Source organism: Marseilla massiliensis (genome assembly GCF_016899955.1).
GTDB lineage: Bacteria > Bacteroidota > Bacteroidia > Bacteroidales > Bacteroidaceae > Prevotella > Prevotella intestinigallinarum.
Window position 1 is genome coordinate 57,156 of the sequence record NZ_JACJJL010000007.1, and the last position, 20,483, is coordinate 77,638.

Genomic DNA, 20,483 nt, shown 5'->3' on the forward strand with positions numbered 1-20,483 from the left:
CCGCGGCGTCCGGGCTCAGAGGAAGAATCCCTCGTATGCGATGCCCAGCGAGACAGAAGGCTCGTCGTTGTATTGCGACTTGAAGAATCGCTTGGAATATTCGGCTTTTACAGCCACCTGGGGTATCGGGTGGTAGTTTATGCCCGCCGCCATGCGTATCTTCTTTGTGTATTCATACTGGGCTTGCTGCTTGCTCGGGATGTATGAGTCGTAGCAGTCGTAACGGCCGAACACGTAGAGCTTTTGGTTGGTGCGGCGCGTCTTGTTGATTTGCGAGAACACGTCGTAACCGGCTTCAACGCCTATTGCGAAGGCGTTTTTGCCCACGGGCGACTTCTTGTAAGGCGCGTCCGTTGCGTTGATGTTGCGCTTTGCCTCGCTGATGGCGGCTGCGTCGCCCACATAGCCATAGTCGGCATTGCCGCGGACAATCCAGTTGTGGGCGTTGTAAGCGAAGTCGATGGCTCCGATGGCCACGGTTCCCTTCACTTCTTTGTATTTGTTGCCGTCGCTCTCCAGGTCGTGTGGGAAGGTGTTGTGCATCGACCTGCCGTAATATCCGCTCAGGCCTATGCGCAGTCCGGGTATGGTGTAGTTGTCGATGCGCGCTGCAAAGCCGTACTTGTTGGCCACCTTAAACTCAAACGGAGAGCCCGCGCCGTTCTGAATCCAGTTGTCGCGGTCGAAAAGAAAGCCGTCCAAGCCGGCGATAAGCTGCACTTCATACCTGAAATCGCCCGAGCGGCCCCAGAAACTGATGCCGGTGTCGTGCCAGGTGCAGGGCAGTATGGTTGCCTCGCCCTCCGGACGGTAGACGGTGAAGAAGTTGAGCGGTTCGTGGTAGGCGTTGGTGAAACCCACGGGAACAACAAAGTGGCCCACGCGGATGTTGGCCCAGCTGGCAAACGACTTCTGTATCCAGAACTGCTCCAGTTCCACTTCGCCTCCCTTCTCGGTCTCCTGCTCCCATTCGCCGGCTTCCTCGAACTCTTTCTCAACGGCTCCTCCGGCCCCACCGTGCTCAAACTCAATCTCGCTCGACATTGTCCAGCCTTTGCCGAAGTCGTAGCTTATGTACACCACGGCATGCGGAATGTCAAACCGGCCGTGGCCGGGGGCGTCCTTGTATTTGCTGGCCTGGCTGTATCTGTAGACGTTGTCGCTGTAGAAGTTGCGCGTAAGGGCCACTTCGCCGTAGCCGCCTATGCTCAGGCGGTTGCCTCTCTGGTGGGTTGACACGCTGTCGAAGGCTGCCACCTGGGCCTGTGACTCGGTGGCGGCCTGTGCCGCAATGATGGCGAGCGCGATGGATGCGATAGCTGTTTTTTTCATTTTTCTCTTTGTCTTGATGTTTGCCTTGAGTTGTGATTTGCGTTGCAAAATTACGCTTTTACATAAACGTTGGCAATACTCAAAAGTCATGAAAAACTGTAACTAAATACTAAATAGTGATGAGCCGAGTCCGCCTGCTACCTACCTTTGGTGATGGTTGGTGGCTGTTTGGCGCCATCTGTCGGCAAAATTTGGCGGTAGCGAGGATGCCGTATGGCCTGTTGTATGTTGTAGTGTGTACACCAATACTCAGTACGTCAGTGGGTTTTGCCACTGCCAATGGTGGCTCTCGGCTTGTTTCGGCGGTTTTTCGGCGTTGCGGTGTCGGTCGTGCTGCTAAGCGACTGTGGTCGCTGTGCGGGCACACTGCACTGCAGGAGTCCGGCCGGCATTCCTTTCTTTGAAATTTAGTTTACATAAATGGTGTGCCGATACATTATATATATGTGGCCCGCTGAGTTGGTCTGGCCTTTCGGCCCGGGGCTGTTAGGCAGGGCGCTCGCCAATGCTAGGCAGTTGGCATCAGCGCCATGTCATTGCCGGAAATTAGCAGGAAATGTGTAGAGAAGGACAGAACTTGCGACATAAATACCTATTAATGATTATTGTGCGTATCGCTTTAAATTATTACTTTTGCAGAGGTAATAATTAATTGGTAGCGTAATGAAGAACCAGAAGATTTATGAGGCCAGCGACAAGATGATTTCTCTCATCAAAGACAACTACAATGTGTTGCAGTCTTTGGGCAGTTTCGGAATCAACCTTGGCTTTGGTGACAAGACGGTCAGAGAGACGTGCGAGGACAATGGTGTCGACACATACACTTTCCTTGCCGTGGTCAATTACACAATCAACGGCTATTACGGGTTCGACGACGACGACCAGCTGTCTGTGCCTACGCTAATGCATTACCTGAAGGCGTGCCACGTGTATTACCTCGACTTCCAGTTGCCGTTCATACGAAGGGAGCTCCAGGAGGCAATCAATGAGAACGACAGCCTTGGCGGACTGCTCATGAAGCTGTACGATGAGTATGCGCGTGAGGTGAGAAAGCACATGCTGTATGAGGAAAAGACGCTCTTCCCATACGTGCAGGCGCTAATCGACAGGAAGCCGCTGGGTGACTACAACATAGAGACATTCTCCAAGCACCACGGCCAGACCGACATAAAGCTCAAGGAGCTCAAGACTACCATAATAAAATACCTGCCTACCGACATGCAGCGCAACCATAAGCTCATGTCGACGCTTTACGATATATATAACAATGAGGAGTGGCTGAGGCTTCACACGGAGGTTGAAGACAACATATTCGTGCCCGCCATCAGGAGGCTGGAGCGCATGTTGCGACAGAACGACGTGACGAAGAACATTTCGTCGATGGTGTTCAAGGGAGGGCAGGATAACGCCGACATGCTTTCCGACCGCGAGAAAGACGTCGTGGTGAGCCTTGTGCAGGGAATGTCGAACAAGGAAATAGCCGAGCATCTGTACATTTCGGTCAACACGGTGATAACGCACAGGCGCAACATTGCGCGGAAACTGCAGATACACAGTTCGGCCGGACTGACCATCTATGCCATTGTCAACGGACTGGTTGACATATCCAATGTAAAGCTTTAGGAATTTCTTTTAGACGGTTTGAAAAATATCAGAAATCCGGTAGGCTGCTATCGGATTTTATTGTATCTTTGTGCCCGATTCGGAAAGGCTGAGACCTGCCGGTCGCTGAGAAATTATCTAAAACGGAAAACTTTTTAATGGATTGTTGTTTCAAAGTTATCTAAAACGGAAAACTTATATGGAGATGAGAAGCTTTACGATTACCAAGAGAGACGGGGCGGCCGAGCGCTTTTCCCTCGACAAGATAATGAATGCCGTAATCAAGGCTTTCGGTTCGGTTGGCGAGCCGGTAGACCTTGGCTGTATATCGAAGATACTGAGCCACCTCGACATTCACGAGGGGATAACCGTTGAAGACATACAGAACCAGGTGGAGGAAGCGCTCATGAGGGAAGGCTACTACCGGGTGGCCAAGTCGTTCATGCTATATCGCCAGAAGCACACCGAAGACCGTGAGACGATGGAGAAACTGCGATTCCTGGCCGATTATTGCGAAGCTGCCAACGCCGCCTCGGGCTCTAAGTATGACGCCAATGCGAACGTAGAGCACAAGAACATTGCCACTCTTATAGGCGAGCTGCCCAAGTCGGGCTTCATCAGGCTGAACCGCAGGCTGCTGACCGACCGCATCAAAAAGATGTATGGCAAGGAGCTGGCCGACCGATATGTCGACATGCTTACCCACCATTTTATATACAAGAACGACGAGACAAGCCTTGCCAACTACTGCGCTTCAATCACAATGTATCCATGGCTCATTGGCGGTACGATGTCTATTGGCGGCAATTCTACCGCCCCAACCAATTTGAAGTCGTTTTGCGGAGGGTTTGTCAACATGGTTTTCATGGTGTCGAGCATGCTCAGCGGTGCTTGCGCCACGCCGGAGTTCCTGATGTATCTCAATTATTTCATAGGCCAGGAATACGGCAGGGAGTATTACAAGGAGCCCGACAGGGTGGTGGACTTGTCGCTGAAGCAGCGCACGGTAGACAAGATGATAACCGACTGTTTCGAACAGATTGTGTATTCAATAAACCAGCCTACTGGCGCACGCAACTATCAGGCTGTGTTCTGGAACATTGCGTATTACGACCGCCCCTACTTTGAAAGCCTGTTTGGCGACTTCTATTTTCCCGACGGAAGCAAGCCCGACTGGGAGGGGCTCAGCTGGTTGCAGAAGCGATTCATGAAGTGGTTTAACAAGGAACGTACCAAGGCTGTGCTTACATTCCCTGTCGAGACGATGGCCCTTTTGAGCAAAGACGGCGACGTGATAGACGAAGAGTGGGGCGACTTTACGGCGGAGATGTATGCCGAAGGCCACTCTTTCTTTACTTACATGAGCGACAATGCCGACTCGCTGTCGAGCTGTTGCCGCCTGCGCAACGAGATACAGGACAACGGTTTCAGCTATACGCTTGGGGCAGGAGGCGTGTCTACGGGCTCGAAGAGCGTGCTGACCATCAACCTGAACCGTTGCATCCAGTATGCCGTAAACAACAACATTGACTACAAGGAGTTTTTGACCGACGTGATAGACATGTGCCACAAGGTGCAGCTGGCATACAACGAGAACCTCAAGGAACTGCAGGCCCACGGCATGCTGCCGCTTTTTGATGCGGGATATATCAATATGTCGCGGCAGTATCTCACCATCGGTGTCAACGGAATGGTAGAGGCTGCCGAGTTCATGGGGCTGCAGATAAATGACAATCCCGACTACCTGGCTTTTGTGCAAGGCGTGCTTGGGCTTGTAGAAAAGAAGAACCGTGAGTACAGAACAAGCGATGTGATGTTTAACTGCGAGATGATTCCGGCAGAGAATGTGGGCGTAAAGCATGCCAAGTGGGACCGTGAAGACGGGTATTTCGTGCCACGCGACTGTTACAACAGCTATTTCTACGTGGTTGAAGACGACTCGCTGAGCATTATCGACAAGTTCCGACTGCACGGGGCACCATACATTGAGCACCTCACCGGGGGCTCTGCCTTGCACATGAACCTCGAGGAGCACCTGTCGAAGACGCAGTACAGGCAGTTGCTCCGCGTGGCCGCCAAGGAGGGATGCAACTATTTCACGTTCAACATACCCAACACGATATGCAACGATTGCGGGCATATAGACAAGCGCTACCTGCACGAATGCCCTCACTGCCATTCGACCAACGTTGACTATATGACGCGAATAATTGGCTACCTGAAGCGCGTGAGCAACTTCTCCGAGGCCCGACAGCAAGAGGCCGGGCGCCGTTTCTATGCCAAGGCGGGGGTTGAGCTTGCCGTCGACTGACTTTGCCAACTGTTTTGAAAATACTGACGGACAATGCTGAAATACGTAAACACAGGCGTAGTGTTCCAGGAAATACCCGACGAGGTGACCTTGGCTGTCAACCTCTCGGGCTGCCCTTGCCGTTGCCCCGGGTGCCACAGCCGCTATCTGTGGCAGGATGTAGGCACCCCGCTCACTCCGATGGAGCTTGAAAGGATGGTTCGGGCCAATGCGTCGGGGATAACGTGTGTATGCTTCATGGGCGGCGATGCCGACCCGGCTTATGTCGGTGTGCTGGCCCGATATATCAGGCGAGAGCATCCCGGGCTCAAGGTGGGGTGGTACAGTGGCAGGCAGCGTGTGCCGGCGGTTGTGCGCAAGGCTGACTTCGACTACCTGAAGCTGGGCCCATACATAGCCCATCTGGGATGCCTCAGGGAGCGCACCACCAACCAGAGGCTGTATAAGAAGGTGGCCGGTGACACCTTTGCCGACATAACCTCGAGGTTCTGGCGCTGAGCCGGGGGAGGCATGCCCCGGAAAAAACGGGGTTTGCCAATGTGGCCGTAGGGCAAAGAAACATGCATCCACGTTTCTTTGCCCTACGTTTTGTGTATTTAAATGCTGTCTACATCTACATATCCGTTCATCACGGCATAGATGGTAAGTGCTGAAACGCTCTTTATGCCAAGTTTTTCCATTATGTTTTTGCGGTGCGTAATCACTGTGGCAAGCCCAATGTTCAGCCTGTCGGCAATCTCTTTGTTGATGTAACCGCGCACGATTAGGGCCATCACCTCTGTCTCCCTGTCAGACAGCAGGCCGCGGCTGCTGCCGTGCATGGGCGGCAGGTTGCGCCCCTCGGCATGCGCGCTTTGCTCAAGCGCAAGCAGCGACTTTACAAATTGCCGCTCGGGCAAGTTGGTGCACAGGCAGTGGAAACCGGCTGGCTGCGACTCGGCCATGGCCGAAGGCGTGAGCACGATGGTCTTGTTGCGCCGTTCGGCAAAGAAGGTGTGGTTTGACATGAGCACGTTCAGCGCAACGAAATAGTGGTAGTAGAGTTCCGGGCTGTTGGCCATCAGTTCGGTGAACGAGCCGAACGTGTAGGCTTCCATCACCGGCACTACATCTTGAAGCATAAACTTCAGCCCAAGCGCGGCTGGCGTGTTGGGGTCGATGATTGCTATCTTTGGCCGGTGGCTGTTGCTTAACTCCATATCGTTTGCAAAGTTACATTAAAAAAGCCAGTCTGCAAAATCCTGCATTTCATTTTGTTGGTTAGTTTTACTGCAACAGATGTGTTGTTTTTTACCAACCGCGCACGGCCTTCACCGCTTTCAGTTTGCGGAGCGTCGGCGGGCCGCTACCGTGACGGTTGGGTGCTTGGCTGCAGTGGCTACGGCTGCACGCGCTGTGGGCTGTTGGCTCGTGCCTGGTGTATTTTGGTTTTATGTTTCTTCCGTGCCTGCGTTTTGCCGGCACTAAAGCCTTGCTGAATCACGTGAAACAGGTGTGAATGCCCGATTGACGGTGGGTTTTGCCGGCGTTGTTTCTTTCGTTTGTTTTATTATAACTTGTGCATCACGCCTCCGGGGGTGGCACCGCCGTGCGCTTCGCGTTGTTTTATGCTGCATCGCTGCTGCCGGAGCCGCATGTCAAACTGCATGCAAATGCAGCTTTGTGGTGGGGCAGCGACAGACGGTCTTGGCTTTGACTATATTTTAAAACGTGCTTTGCCCGGGCCAGAAGCCGTGTTGCCGAAACAACGTTCCGTGGCGTGCTGATATTTATCGCGCCGCATATTTCGCAAAAATGCCGGTTCCTTGATATGCCACGCCCTCGTGGTTTGGAAACATGTCCTGCCCTTTCTTTCTGCATGTCTTGTGTTTGCATGTAAGCCGCGATTGGCGGAGCAGCCTCGCTTTGCATTGATAGAAAACGCCGGCAGGCTGCATCTTGCGTAGGCCCTGCCAGCGTTCTGTCTATGGATATTCGCGTTGATTGAAATGCTGTCACATTCGTTTTTTGCCACATCGTTGCCTGCCGTGGTGTAGCCAGCAATCCGTTTGCCTTGCATTTCGGCTTGTTCTGCTCTCCCGTTAGGCCCGTTTCAGGCTATAAAACGGGCTGTTTTGAATGGCAACGAGGCCCGTATTGCAATATGCTGTCATTCAGTTGGTTATGACATTGGCCCACATCGGCTGTTTAATTGCGATGTGAATGGCCGGTCAAAGCTGCAAAAGCCATGCCGTGCATTATAATTTCCGATTGTGGTATGGTGGTGCTTCAGGTGATGGCCGGTTAGTATGGCAAGTCAGGCATGTGGCTGTTGTTTGTTGGTGAGAGCATATTGTTGGTTGAATATGCATTGTTGTGTATAGAGAGGAGTTGCCATAAAAAATATCGTCACTGCCCCGTGCGGGACAGTGACGACATGTTGATTTCTCTCTTTGTACGTCTGTTACGACAAGAAACCGAGCAGTGCTCCGGCGGCAACAGCCGAGCCAATCACTCCGGCCACGTTGGGGCCCATGGCGTGCATGAGCAGGAAGTTGTGGCGGTCGTATTCCAAGCCTATGTTGTTGCTTATGCGCGCACTCATTGGCACGGCCGACACGCCGGCGTTACCTATGAGCGGGTTAAGCTTTTTGTCCTTCGGCAAGAACAGGTTCATCACCTTTACGAAAAGCACTCCGCTGGCAGTGGCAATCATAAACGAGCACGCTCCGAGTATGAAGATGTAGAGTGTATTGACAGTGAGGAACTCGCTGGCCTGCGTAGAGCATCCTACGGTGAGGCCGAGCAACATCACGATGATGTCGTTGAGGGCCGATCCGGCAGTCTTTGCCAGTCGTGTGGTCTTGCCCGACTCCTTTAGCAGGTTGCCAAAGAAGAGCATGCCGAGCAGCGGCAGGCCCGAGGGCACGATGAACGTTGTGAGCAGCAGTCCGATGATGGGGAAGAGTATGCGCTCTGTCTGGCTCACCTGGCGTGCCGGCTTCATGCGGATGAGGCGCTCTTTCTTGGTGGTGAGCATGCGCATGAGTGGCGGCTGGATTAGCGGCACGAGCGCCATGTATGAATAGGCACACACGGCAATGGCTCCCATGAGGTTGGGGCTGAGCTTCGACGATAGGAAGATGGCTGTAGGGCCGTCGGCTCCGCCGATGATTGCTATGCCCGCAGCCTGGTTGGGCTCGAAGCCTAAGCCGAGGGCAACCATGTATGCTCCGAAGATGCCGAACTGTGCGGCAGCTCCGATGAGCACCAGCTTGGGGTTGGCTATCAGTGCCGAGAAGTCGGTCATGGCGCCGATGCCGAGGAACACCAGCGGCGGATACCATCCTTGGCGCACGCCCTGGTAGAATATGTTCAGCACCGAGTTGTCTTCATATAATCCCACCTCGAGGCCGGCGTCGGCCTTGAAAGGGATGTTGCCTATGATGATTCCCAGTCCGATGGGTATGAGCAACAGGGGCTCAAAGTCTTTCTTTATGGCGAGATATATCAGTATCGCGCCCACAATAATCATTATGATGTTCCCCGTTGAGGCGTTGACGAAGCCTGTGTATCCGAGGAATTCATTGAAATTTTCTGCTAAGAACTCTGTGAATCCCATAAGTCATCAAGCTATTGTGAGCAGAACGGCACCTTCTAATACCGAGTCGCCCTGGTTAACTAATATTGACGTGACCGTGCCTGAGAACTCTGTCTCGATATTGTTTTGCATCTTCATGGCCTCGAGCACAACTACGGTGTCGCCGTCTTTGACCACGTCGCCTACCTTGACGTTGACCGATGTGATGGTGCCTGGCAGTGGTGCCTTTACCTGTGAGCCGGTGGCAGAGGCTGCAGGCTGGGCTGCCGCGGCGGCGGGTGCCTGCGATGCGGGTGCCTGCTGGGGAGCCGCCGATGCCTGTTGGTGCACCTCGGGCTTCTTGCGTATGGCGTGGGCAGGGTTGATGGGCTGCTTGAGCTCTACTTCAAACTTGATGCCGTTGACCTGAACCTTGGCTACGTTGCCCTCCAGCTCTTCAATCTCTACATCGTAGTCTACACCTTGTACTTTATATTGAAACTTGTTCATAGTTGCTTGTCTTTAGTTTATTGGGTTATGGATTATTCATGAAATTGAGTCATCTGGATGTATTCCACGTTCCAGTCCGTGTCTTTTGGCTTGATGGTTATGATGCCGCTTTCAACATCATGGGTGTTGCTCGTGTATTGCTGGATGGCAAGTGCAATTACAGCAATGTAGGTCTCTTTGTCGATGCCTTTCGACTTGAGGCCGTCTTGCAGCAATACGTTTGTCTTGTGCCCCAGCTCAACGGTCTTCTCCATCGTCTTTACTCCGGCCTTCAGAGGTTGCATGTTGGCAACTTTCTTGGCTGCGGCACGGTGTTTCATGAACATTCCGAACAGCGTGAAGAAGATGCAAAGCAACGCAAGGCAGAAGAACACGATGCCCATGGCAAGCACTGTGATGCCTATTCCGTATGGGTCGTTGCGTTTCAATTTGGCGATTTTCGTCTCGTCAACCTGTATATAGTTTGATATACCAGGCGTTACGGCGTCAGCCGGCTTGACCTGCCATACAGGCGAACCGTCGTGCTGGCGTGCGTATGACTGGTTGGCACCCAGTGCCGGAACAGTCACAGAGTCGAGGAGTTGTGTTGCGTTGCCGTTGTAGAGACCAATCCAGGTGGGTTTTTCCGGGTCGATCTTCACAGAGAGGTGCAGCGTTCCCTTGGCTGGGTTGCTGTTACAGTAAAGCAGCAAGTGTTGGCGTGCGCTAAGGTTTGTGCGTGCATCCCCGTTGGGAATGATGCTCATGCGCTTGATGCGCTCGGGAACACTCATTTCTGGGTCGAGTACGGACCGGTCTGTTGTCAGGAACATGCCCCTGACATTGTAGGTGGAGAATGACACATTGGCTATCTCCACCCATGCTTCCCTACGCCCGTATTCGTCCTGTAGGCTTGTTGTGTTGTTGGTCATGACTTCGTTCAGCTTGATGCTGTTGGACACCTGTCCCAAGGCGCCGGTTGAAGCTGATGTAAGCACTAGGCCTAACAGTAATCCGAACTTGTTCATTTCAGTGTGTGAGTATTATGTTAGTATTGATATTGTTAGTTCAACCTGTCAGATGCCGCAACACAGGAGTATTATCAGCTGTGCGGTGAATATGCGCAGGAACATGCTAAGCGGATAGACCGTAGAGTAACCCACTGCAGGCGCCTCTTTCGAGCACGACTGGTTGGCATAGGCCAATGCTGGCGGGTCGGTATATGTTCCGGCAATCATGCCCATTATCGTGAAATAGTTGAATTTGTATTTCAGCCTTGCTATCGTTCCTACTATAAGTATAGGTATCACCGTTATTATGAAGCCAGTGTAAACGTATTTCAGGCCGTCGCCCCTGACGACAGTGTCCCAGAAACCCTCGCCGGCCTTGATGCCGACGCTGGCAAGGAAGAGCACAAGGCCAATCTCGCGAAGCATGGTGTTGGCGCTGGTGGTTGTGTATGTCACAAGGTGTACCTTGTAACCGTAGCGCCCTATGAGTATGGCTATGACGAGCGGGCCTCCGGCTATGCCGAGTTTCAGCGGCATGGGCATTCCCGGCACTGCAAATGGCAGGCTGCCAAACAATATGCCGACTATGATGCCTATGAATATTGTGGCGATGTTGGGGCTGTCGAGCCGCTTTATCGAGTTGCCAAGCACGCTTGACACGCGGTTGACAAGGTTCTCGGGGCCAACCACCATGACGCGGTCGCCCACTTGGAGGGCCAGGTGGGGGTTGGCAAACAGGTCCATGCCCTGACGTGTGACGCGGGTAACGTTGACGCCGTAGACGGTAGAGAAGTGCATCTGGCCCAGCGTCTTGCCGTTGATTGACGGGCGGGTGACGACGATTCGCTTCGATACCATGGGCTGGTCTTGCTTTTCCCATTCAACCTGTTCCTCGGGCCCGATGAATGCCTTTATGGCTTCGGCATCGGCCTCTGCACATACTATAAATACTATGTCGCCCAGTTCGAGCGTGGTCTGGCCGTTGGGTATGCTTACATGCCCGTCGTGCAATACGCGGGAACAAACGAAATCGCGGTTCAGGAAGTCGTGTATCTGCTTTATTGAACGGCCGGCAAGGTATGAGTTTGTCACGCGCAGGTGCATGTTGTGGGGCTTTACGTGTGCATCCTCTTCAGATTCTTTGTTCAGCACTTCTTCCTCTTTGTCGAGCGATATGTGGCAAATGTATCTCAGAAGTATGGTCGCTCCGATTATTCCCAACACGCCGAGCGGGTAGGCACAAGCGTAGCCCGACGCTATTTGCGGGGCCTGGCCTTTGGGGAAGACGCTGTCGAGGGCTTCCGTGGCGGCACCAAGCCCGGGGGTGTTGGTCACGGCGCCATAGAGCGTTCCGACCATCATGGGCAGGTTCTTGGGGTCGCTCGTGTCGAAGAATATGAAATAACATGCGAACATGACGCCAATGTTCAACAATATGGCCGCACAAGCGAGCACATTAAGCGTAATGCCGCCTTTTCGGAAACTGGCAAAGAATCCGGGCCCAACTTGTAGTCCTATCATGAAGACGAACAAGATAAGGCCGAAGTCTTGCAGGAATGTCAGTATGTTGAGTGGGGCTGTCTGGCCTATGTGGCCGGCAACTATGCCCGCAAACAACACGAATGTCACACCGAGCGATATTCCGCCTACTTTGATTTTGCCGAGGAGTACACCAACAGCAATCACTATAGCATACAGAATAGCTATGTGCGCTACAGACTCGGTGTTAGTGAATAGATTTATTAGCCAATCCATGTGGAATATTAATATTATCTAAGTTGCAAAATTAGGTAAAATATTGCGCAAATAACAATTTATGTGTAATTATTTTCTTTTGGCGCTTGAAGTTTTTGAATTTTTCACGATTGGCAATCTTTTTCTCGTTATATTTTTCAGAAACTCGGATATTCTGTATATCTTTGCATAATGATCGGCTGCGCCCGGCGCACTGAAGGTGGCGCCGCGACTTGCCAGGCCTGTGGCTCACCATGGCGGTGATGCTGCGCCGGCACGGGCCGGCGCTGGCTAGGGCATGCCTCACCTGAGGCGGACGGTATTTCAGCTCTGAGAGCTTGACGCGTGACTCAACGATTCAATAACTTATATAATAAATATTGTATTTTATGTCAAACAACAGAGAAAAACTCTTTACTGAGTTCGAAGCTCCTACAACCCAGGAATGGCTTGATAAGATTCAAGTTGACTTGAAGGGTGCAGACTTCAACAAGAGACTGGTTTGGAGAACCAATGAAGGCTTCTCCGTACCGCCGTTCTATCGCAGGGAAGATGTCGAGAAATTGAAGACCCCTGATGCTTTGCCCGGTGAATTCCCGTTCGTGCGCGGCAATAAGAAGGACAGCAACTCATGGTATGTGCGCCAAGACATAAAGGTTGATGACGCAAAGGAAGGAAACGCCAAGGCCTTGGATGTGTTGTCTAAGGGAGTGGACTCGCTGGGCTTCCATTTCTGTGGGGACTGCATAAGCGCAGAGTTCGTTGAGACTTTGCTCGACGGCGTCAAGTGTGACTGTGTGGAACTCAACTTCTGCACTTGCAAACGGCGCTCTGTTGACCTTGCAAAGATACTGTGCGCATATTTTGAAAGCAAGGGGTATGCAAAGGAGAGCATTGTCGGTTCGATTGACTGGGACCCTATCGAGAAGATTGTGATGAAGGGCAAGGACGTCACCCGCCTGCTGCCACTCGCTTCACAGCTGGTCGACATGTTCAAGGATTATCCTCATTTCCGCTGCATTGCCGTTAACGCTGCTTCGCTTAACAATGCCGGAGCATATATCGTACAGGAGTTGGGATATGCCCTCGCCTGGGGACATGAATATCTCTCCGAGCTGGTTGAAGCAGGCGTAGACCCTGCTTTGGCAGCAAGCAAGATAAAGTTTAATATGGGCATCACCGAAAACTATTTCATGGAAATAGCGAAGTTCCGTGCCGCCCGCTTGCTTTGGGCCGAGATAGTGAAGCAGTATGAGCCCAAGTGCGATTGCGCTTGCAAGATGTGTGTCAATGCAACGACCACCACTTACAACATGACTATGTATGACAGCTATGTGAATTTGCTCCGCACGCAAACAGAGGCAATGAGTGCAGCACTGGGCGGAGTCCACTCTATATCTGTCGTTCCATTCGATGCCGTTTATGAGACTCCTACCGACTTCTCTGAGCGCATTGCCCGCAATCAGCAGTTGTTGCTGAAGGAAGAGAGCCACTTCGACAAGGTTGTGGATCCTTCTGCCGGGTCATACTTCATCGAAGAGCTGACCACTTCGCTCGCCGATGCAGCGTGGAAGCTGTTCCTCAAGATAGAAGAACAGGGCGGATACCTTGAAGCTGTCAAGTGTGGCGTCGTGCAGGATGATGTAAATACGACCAACACCAAGCGCCATGAAGATGCCGCCAAGCGCAAGGAGTTCATCCTCGGAACCAACCAATATCCTAATTTCACGGAGGTTTCTGACGGAAAGGCGCCCTTGTCGTGCTCTTGCGGATGCGGAAGCAAGCATGAAGACGCTCCGTTCAAGGCCATCACTTCCACGCGTCTTGCCGCCGACTTTGAGCAGTTGCGCTTGCAGACCGAGCACAGTGGCAAAGTGCCCACGGCGTTTATGCTTACGATAGGCAGCCTGGCCTGGCGCCAGGCACGTGCGCAGTTCAGTTCAAACTTCCTTGCCTGCGCCGGATACAAGATTGTAGACAACCTTGGATTTGACACGGTTGAAGAAGGAGTGGATGCCGCAATGAAGGCCGGTGCCGACATTGTCGTGCTTTGCTCAAGCGACGATGAGTATGCTACATTTGCAGTTCCGGCATACAATTACCTTGCCGGCCGCGCAATGTTTATCGTTGCCGGAGCCCCGGCATGCATGGATGAGCTCAAGGCTGCAGGCATTGAGAACTTTATACACGTGAAGTGCAATGTGCTTGAGACATTGAGAGAGTATAACGCTAAATTGGGAATCAAATAACCACAAGAGTCATGAGAAAGAGTTTTAAAGATGTTGATATATTTGCCGGGATAAAGGCTGCCAACGGAGCCGACTGGCAGAAGGCCAATGGTATTGCTCCCAATTGGAAGACTCCGGAGCATATTGAAGTGAAGCCTGTTTACACAAAGGAAGACCTCGAAGGCATGGAGCACCTTGACTTCGCTGCCGGTATTCCGCCGTTCCTGCGCGGCCCTTACTCAATGATGTATCCTTTCCGTCCGTGGACGATACGTCAGTATGCCGGATTCTCAACGGCTGAGGAGTCAAACGCTTTCTATCGCCGCAACCTGGCTTCCGGACAGAAAGGTCTGTCGGTGGCTTTCGACCTGCCAACACACCGCGGTTACGACCCCGACAACGAGCGTGTGGTCGGTGACGTTGGAAAGGCCGGCGTGTCGATTTGCAACGAAGAGAACATGAAGGTGCTCTTCGATGGCATCCCACTCAACAAGATGTCTGTGTCGATGACGATGAATGGTGCGGTGTTGCCCGTGCTCGCGTTCTACATCGTGGCAGGCTTGGAGCAGGGGGCCAAGCTGGAGGAGATGGCCGGTACCATCCAGAACGACATCTTGAAGGAGTTCATGGTGAGAAACACCTACATCTATCCGCCAGCCTTCTCAATGAAGATTATTGCCGACATATTCGAGTTCACTTCTCAGAATATGCCTAAGTTCAACTCTATATCCATCTCCGGTTACCACATGCAGGAAGCCGGAGCCACTGCAGACATTGAGCTTGCATATACGCTTGCCGACGGAATGGAGTATATCCGTGCCGGAGTCAACGCTGGGATAGACATCGATGCGTTTGCACCCCGCCTGTCATTCTTCTGGGCAATAGGCGTCAACCACTTCATGGAGATTGCCAAGATGCGTGCGGCCCGCTTGCTTTGGGCTAAGATTGTGAAGAGTTTTGGAGCCAAGAACCCGAAGTCGATGGCTCTGCGTACGCACTCGCAGACATCAGGTTGGTCGCTCACCGAGCAAGATCCTTACAATAATGTCGGCCGCACTTGCATCGAGGCAATGGCTGCCGTGCTTGGCCATACCCAGTCGCTGCACACCAATGCGCTCGACGAGGCCATAGCATTGCCAACCGACTTCTCTGCCCGCATTGCCCGCAACACCCAGATATACATCCAGAACGAGACAAAGGTTTGCAAGCACATCGACCCGTGGGCCGGTTCTTATTATGTGGAGTCGCTCACAAATGAGCTCGTTCACAAGGCATGGGAGCACATACAGGAGATTGAGAAGCTCGGCGGCATGGCCAAGGCCATTGAGACCGGCGTGCCAAAGATGCGCATCGAGGAAGCTGCAGCCCGTACACAGGCCCGCATCGACAGTGGAGTGCAGGTTATAGTCGGCACAAACAAGTACCGTCTTGACCACGAAGACCCGATTGACATCCTCGAGGTTGACAACACCGCCGTGCGCAAGCAGCAGGAAGAGCTTCTGGCACAGATCCGCTCAACGCGCGACAACGAGGCTTGCAAGAAAGCGTTGGCCGAACTTACGGAATGCGTTCGCAGCGGCAAGGGCAACCTTTTGGCCCATGCCATCGAATGCGCCAAGTTGCGTTGCACTCTCGGTGAGATAAGTGATGCCTGCGAAGAGGTCGTAGGCCGTTACAAAGCAGTAATCAGAACTATTTCAGGCGTGTATTCATCAGAAAGCAAAAACGACAAGGACTTCGACGTGGCTTGCAGGCTTACCGAGGAGTTTGCAAAGAAAGAAGGGCGTCGCCCGCGTATCTTCGTAGCAAAGATGGGACAGGACGGGCACGACCGTGGTGCAAAGGTTGTGGCCACAGGATATGCCGACTGCGGTTTCGATGTCGACATGGGCCCGTTGTTCCAGACTCCGGCCGAGGCTGCACGCGAGGCTGTCGAGAATGATGTGCATGTGGTGGGCGTGTCTTCTCTGGCTGCAGGCCACAAGACACTCATCCCTCAGCTCATCGACGAGCTGAAGAAACTCGGGCGCGAAGACATCATGGTCATTGCCGGAGGCGTGATTCCCGCACAGGATTACGACTTCCTCTACAAGGCCGGTGTTGCCGCAATATTCGGCCCGGGCACATCTGTTGCCAAGGCTGCAGTTGAGATAATGAACATCTTGCTCGACGAGGATTGAGCAAAACCTCGTCTTTGTATGGCATGAAAAACGCGCCGGAAGCATCTTCCGGCGCGTTTCTTTATTGTGCAATTGCATGTTGACAACGCCATGCTTGTCGGCCGCCTCACTTTTTTATCCGCACAACCGGTGCAATGTTGTTGGCTGTTTTCGGCAGTGTGATGTGCAGACCTTCGGCATCCTGCACCGCTTTCAGCTTGCCGTAGCCAAGCAGGTAAACGCTTTTTATTGTCTTGCCTATGTGCTTGTTGCCTGAAGCCAGCGACGTTATGGTGAGTTTTCCGTCTTTTGGCCATGCCATTGATGTGGCGTAAACGTACCTCTGAGTCTGCGTGAACCTTATTTCGCGGCTGTCCATATCCCGGTACTGCGAGTCGTTGAAGCCCTGCGCATTCAGTGCAATGCCTTTCCCAGCTATGGGGCCCTCACCGAACACAAGCCACGGACGGGTGCCGTAAACGCTCTCTCCGTTTGTCTTCAGCCACCTGCCTATCTCGTCGAGAATAGCCTTTTCTTTCTCGTCGAAGGTGCCGTCGGCGCGCAGAGGCACGCTGAGCAGCAGGTTGCCGTTCTTGCTCACAACGTCCACAAGCTGGCGCACCACCAATGCAGCCGACTTATATCCTTTTTCGTAAGTGCGCGTGTTATAGTGCCAGTCGCCCAGGCATGTGCATGTTTGCCAAGGCTGTTCAATCATCTTGCTCGGTGCTCCACGTTCCACGTCCCATGTGATGGCTTTGCGTTGTTGTTCGTCCAGTATTTTGCCGAACATCACGGCAGTGGCCTTGCCTTTGTTCATTTTCTCGTTGTGGTTGTAGAAGTGGGCGGCAATCTTCAGCCCAGCGTCGCTTATCGGGTAGAATGGCATCACCGTGGCGTCGAAATACAGCAAGTCGGGGTCGTAGCGGTTGATGGCGTCGAGTGTTCTGTTGTAAAAGTTGGTGACAAATTTCTGAGATGGCAGACTTGCCCCGTTGCCCCATGCCCATTGTTGGTGAATCATGCCGTCTGCCCATGTGGCTTTGCTTGGCGTATGTTCTTGGGCATACAGGTCTTGCGGGTCGTAGCCCTCCCACCACTTGCCCACGCCGTCGGCCTTTGTCATCCATCCGTCATATGGCACTCCCATCTTCTCGCCGCTGCGGTCGTATCGCCGTGCCGGTTCGTACCATGTCCATGCATGGTCGGCGTGCAGGCTAATGCCAAAAGGCAGGCCGGCTTTCCTTGCTGCGGCGGCCCATTCTCCGAGAACGTCGCGTTTAGGGCCGATATTCATCGAGTTCCACGGCTGATACTTGCTGTCCCATAGGTCATAGTTGTCGTGATGGTTGCCAAGGGCGAAGAAATATTTGGCCCCAATTGCCTTGTAATATGCCACGAGAGAGTCGGGAGACCAATGCTCCGCCTTGAACAATGGCAGGATATCCTTGAATCCGAACTCCGACGGATGGCCGTAGTGCTCAACGTGGTACTTGTATTGGTAACTGCCTTCGAGATACATTTTCCGCGCCATCCAGTCGCCGCTGGCCTCTACGCACTGCGGCCCCCAGTGTGCCCATATTCCAAACTTGGCGTCGCGGAACCATTCCGGCGTCTCATGGTTGGCCAGCGACTCCCACGAGGGGCGGTAGTTGCCTTGTTCCATTTTCTCGTCTGTTTCTGCTACTTTCACTTTGTAGTCTTGTGAATGCGCGTCACTTAAGGCAGCGCAAAGGCATAGTGCCGCAATCAAATGTTTTTTCATCTGTTTCTTTCAGGTTGTTATTGTTAGTCGTTGCACTACGTCGGCAAAGGACGTACTGCTTTGTGCAAAGATACAACATTTCCCGCCAATGGCATAATGTGCGCTTATGTATTTGCCTTCAAGGCTTGGTTAGTCGCCCACTTTCCGCCCTCGTATGCTTTTGTTGGCAACAGTTGCCTGTCACACAAAACTTTGCCGCTGTAAGGTTTTGCGTTCTCGGCTTTATTTCATACCTTTGCAGATACATTGTTTCATACAATAACAACAAGCCTATGACAGCAAATACGGCAAGGGAAGAATACATATCACTGTTGAAGTCGACCGGTCGCAGCGGCATCGACAGTGTGGTCGACTACCTCGACAAGGCAGGTTTTTTCAAGGCTCCGGCTTCTGTTAACCGCCATCTGAGCCATGACGGCGGCCTGCTCGAGCATTCGCTCAATGTCTACCGGACCGCCATGATGCTGCGAGAGCAGATGATTGCAATGCGTCCCGACATAGAAGGGCGGCTTCAGGTAGACAGCGTGGTTATATCTTCCTTGCTTCACGACATTTGCAAGGCAAACATTTACCACAAGACAACCAAATACCGCAAGGACGCCAACAACCGATGGGAAGCCTACGACGGCTACGACGTGGATTACACCCGCTTCCCCCTCGGCCATGGCGAGAAATCTGTTGTGATGCTGCTTCGCCTCGGCCTGGAGCTGTCGAATGACGAGATACTGGCCATACGTTGGCACATGTCTGCGTGGGACTTGTCTTTTCAGAGCTTCGAGTCGAAGAGCAACATCTCTGCCGCCAGCGACGTGCCACTTGTGGCCATACTCCAGGCGGCCGATGCGCTGGCTGCCCACATCCTCGAATGCTGAGCGTTGGTGCCTGCCGTCACTGCCGGCAGTAGCCTGCCATGTCGGTTTCGTCTGTCAGGGTGCAGGTGGGTGGCCCGCATGTTTTTTATTATCACAAAGTAATGGATAGGTTGGTATTGTCTACCGCGAGGCTGATGGTAAGGGAAATGTCGCCATCCGACCTTCTGCCATTGGCGGCTATTTTGCAAGACGACGGCGTGATGTATGCTTATGGCGGAGCATTCAGTGCGGCCGAGACAGAGGCGTGGCTTGACAAACAGTTGCGTCGTTATGCCGAACTTGGTTTCGGTCTGTGGGCCGTGTGCCTGAATGATACAGGCGAGATGATAGGGCAGTGCGGCATAACGATGCAAGAATACAATGATTTGACTGTGCCGGAGATAGGCTATCTGTTTGCCCGTCGGCACTGGCACAATGGATATGCCGCCGAGGCTGCCATGGCTTGCCGTTGTTATGGCATGGCCAACTTGCATTTCAACAGGCTATATTCAATAATAAGAATAACCAATGTGGCTTCGCAAAAAGTGGCATTCCGTATAGGCATGCGCCCCGAAGGCACAATAGTCAGGCACTACCGTGGGCAGTATATGCGCCACATCGTATTTTCTGCCGGCATAGACTGATACCTATTCGCATGGCTCCACGAGCCATGTTTTCCATGCAGAGCGGCGTTCTCCGGCCTTTTCTCGCATGCCGGCATTCACCGCCCGTCTTCAATCGCCCGTTATATCCCCAAGCTATCGCTTCCTTTTCCTCACATGTCCTGCCTGCCGTAATGTCCCGGGGCATGGCTGGCTGCCCCAAGGCAAGTTGGCAGCCAATCAGCAGGCAAGATGGTGTGAAACGTTTGGCGAGCATGATGTTGTTGCGGAAAAGGCAATTCGGCGCCCGATGGGCGACAGTGAGTGAATCGTAAGACAATGCCCATGCTACGCCAGCGGTAGCTCCACGGTGACCCAACCAACATCGTCTGCTGTATTCTTTTTGCCACATCATTATTGTAATAGAACCAACTGCTGCGGCTTAGTTGGCCCTATCCGTTCTGTCGTTGGTTTAAGTTTCCAATCGCATATCACCAGCGGTAAATCCACTGCGTTACTGTTGCTTTTGTTTATCTACATCCCGTTTTATCATGGTGTTTGTGCGCTTTGTGTCAGGACTTTACGCTGCAGGTGGCTTTAATGGTGTTTTGCAATTCGTCATATTGGTGCCACAATTAGCCCAAACCACCGCATTCCGACAAAAAGGACAATGTGTGGGAATGTGAGTCGCATTGTTTCATATATATATATCTAATTTTGCATAAAACGAAAGGGTGACGACAGTTGGCTCGGATTGCTCAAGCAGCATGTTCTTGAGCCCGAAGGCATAGCCCGGCAGCAAGCCTCACGGTGGCCCTTGCCTAAGTCCGGCCTGCATATT

Annotated in this window: 14 protein-coding genes; 7 read left to right on the plus strand and 7 right to left on the minus strand. The window is 52.7% G+C overall.

Annotated features, from left to right (window positions below):
* Positions 1-15: 15 nt before the first annotated feature.
* Positions 16-1,332, minus strand: coding sequence for a putative porin (locus H6B30_RS05570; protein WP_205108734.1), 1,317 nt, complete (start codon positions 1,330-1,332; stop codon positions 16-18).
* 663 nt (positions 1,333-1,995) lie between these two features.
* Here H6B30_RS05570 and H6B30_RS05575 point away from each other — a divergent pair.
* The 3 genes from H6B30_RS05575 (at position 1,996) to nrdG (ending at position 5,743) form a co-directional block, all read left to right on the plus strand.
* The gene (locus H6B30_RS05575; protein ID WP_205108736.1) at positions 1,996-2,955 is read left to right on the plus strand and encodes a helix-turn-helix transcriptional regulator; all 960 of its coding nucleotides are present in this window, start codon (positions 1,996-1,998) and stop codon (positions 2,953-2,955) included.
* Positions 2,956-3,133: 178 nt separating this feature from the next.
* Positions 3,134-5,245 carry an anaerobic ribonucleoside-triphosphate reductase gene (nrdD, locus tag H6B30_RS05580; RefSeq protein WP_205108738.1) on the plus strand — a complete coding sequence of 704 codons (2,112 nt, stop codon included), beginning with the start codon at positions 3,134-3,136 and terminating at the stop codon, positions 5,243-5,245.
* A gap of 33 nt (positions 5,246-5,278) precedes the next feature.
* Positions 5,279-5,743 (plus strand): anaerobic ribonucleoside-triphosphate reductase activating protein, encoded by a 465-nt coding sequence (nrdG, locus tag H6B30_RS05585; protein WP_205108740.1) that lies wholly within the window; start codon positions 5,279-5,281, stop codon positions 5,741-5,743.
* A gap of 98 nt (positions 5,744-5,841) precedes the next feature.
* Here nrdG and H6B30_RS05590 read toward each other — a convergent pair whose 3' ends face one another.
* From H6B30_RS05590 to H6B30_RS05610, 5 genes are all read right to left on the minus strand, one after another.
* Positions 5,842-6,444: a response regulator transcription factor gene (locus tag H6B30_RS05590; RefSeq protein ID WP_205108742.1), complete on the minus strand. Its 603-nt coding sequence runs from the start codon at positions 6,442-6,444 to the stop codon at positions 5,842-5,844.
* Between the two features lie 1,244 nt (positions 6,445-7,688).
* On the minus strand, positions 7,689-8,846 hold the full coding sequence (locus H6B30_RS05595; protein WP_205108744.1) for a sodium ion-translocating decarboxylase subunit beta: 1,158 nt from the start codon (positions 8,844-8,846) through the stop codon (positions 7,689-7,691).
* Positions 8,847-8,852: 6 nt separating this feature from the next.
* Entirely contained in the window at positions 8,853-9,314 is a 462-nt protein-coding gene (locus H6B30_RS05600; protein ID WP_205108746.1) for a biotin/lipoyl-containing protein, read from the minus strand.
* Positions 9,315-9,346: 32 nt separating this feature from the next.
* Complete coding sequence (locus tag H6B30_RS05605; RefSeq protein WP_205108748.1) at positions 9,347-10,321, minus strand: OadG family protein; 975 nt, start codon at positions 10,319-10,321, stop codon at positions 9,347-9,349.
* 48 nt (positions 10,322-10,369) lie between these two features.
* The gene (locus tag H6B30_RS05610) at positions 10,370-12,058 is read right to left on the minus strand and encodes a putative transporter (RefSeq protein WP_205108750.1); all 1,689 of its coding nucleotides are present in this window, start codon (positions 12,056-12,058) and stop codon (positions 10,370-10,372) included.
* A gap of 368 nt (positions 12,059-12,426) precedes the next feature.
* On the opposite strand from H6B30_RS05610, the gene mutA reads away from it, so the two are divergent.
* Both mutA and scpA read left to right on the plus strand, forming a co-directional pair.
* Complete coding sequence (gene mutA, locus H6B30_RS05615; RefSeq protein ID WP_205108752.1) at positions 12,427-14,286, plus strand: methylmalonyl-CoA mutase small subunit; 1,860 nt, start codon at positions 12,427-12,429, stop codon at positions 14,284-14,286.
* A gap of 11 nt (positions 14,287-14,297) precedes the next feature.
* On the plus strand, positions 14,298-16,445 hold the full coding sequence (scpA, locus tag H6B30_RS05620) for a methylmalonyl-CoA mutase (RefSeq protein WP_205108754.1): 2,148 nt from the start codon (positions 14,298-14,300) through the stop codon (positions 16,443-16,445).
* Between the two features lie 106 nt (positions 16,446-16,551).
* On the opposite strand, the gene H6B30_RS05625 is transcribed toward scpA, so the two are convergent.
* Positions 16,552-18,189, minus strand: a complete 1,638-nt coding sequence (locus H6B30_RS05625; protein ID WP_205108756.1) for an alpha-L-fucosidase — start codon at positions 18,187-18,189, stop codon at positions 16,552-16,554.
* A 272-nt stretch (positions 18,190-18,461) separates the two neighbouring features.
* Between H6B30_RS05625 and H6B30_RS05630 the strand changes: the two genes are divergently transcribed.
* The gene (locus tag H6B30_RS05630; protein ID WP_205108758.1) at positions 18,462-19,061 is read left to right on the plus strand and encodes an HD domain-containing protein; all 600 of its coding nucleotides are present in this window, start codon (positions 18,462-18,464) and stop codon (positions 19,059-19,061) included.
* Between the two features lie 101 nt (positions 19,062-19,162).
* Positions 19,163-19,684 carry a GNAT family N-acetyltransferase gene (locus H6B30_RS05635; protein WP_205108760.1) on the plus strand — a complete coding sequence of 174 codons (522 nt, stop codon included), beginning with the start codon at positions 19,163-19,165 and terminating at the stop codon, positions 19,682-19,684.
* The last annotated feature ends 799 nt before the right edge of the window (positions 19,685-20,483 follow it).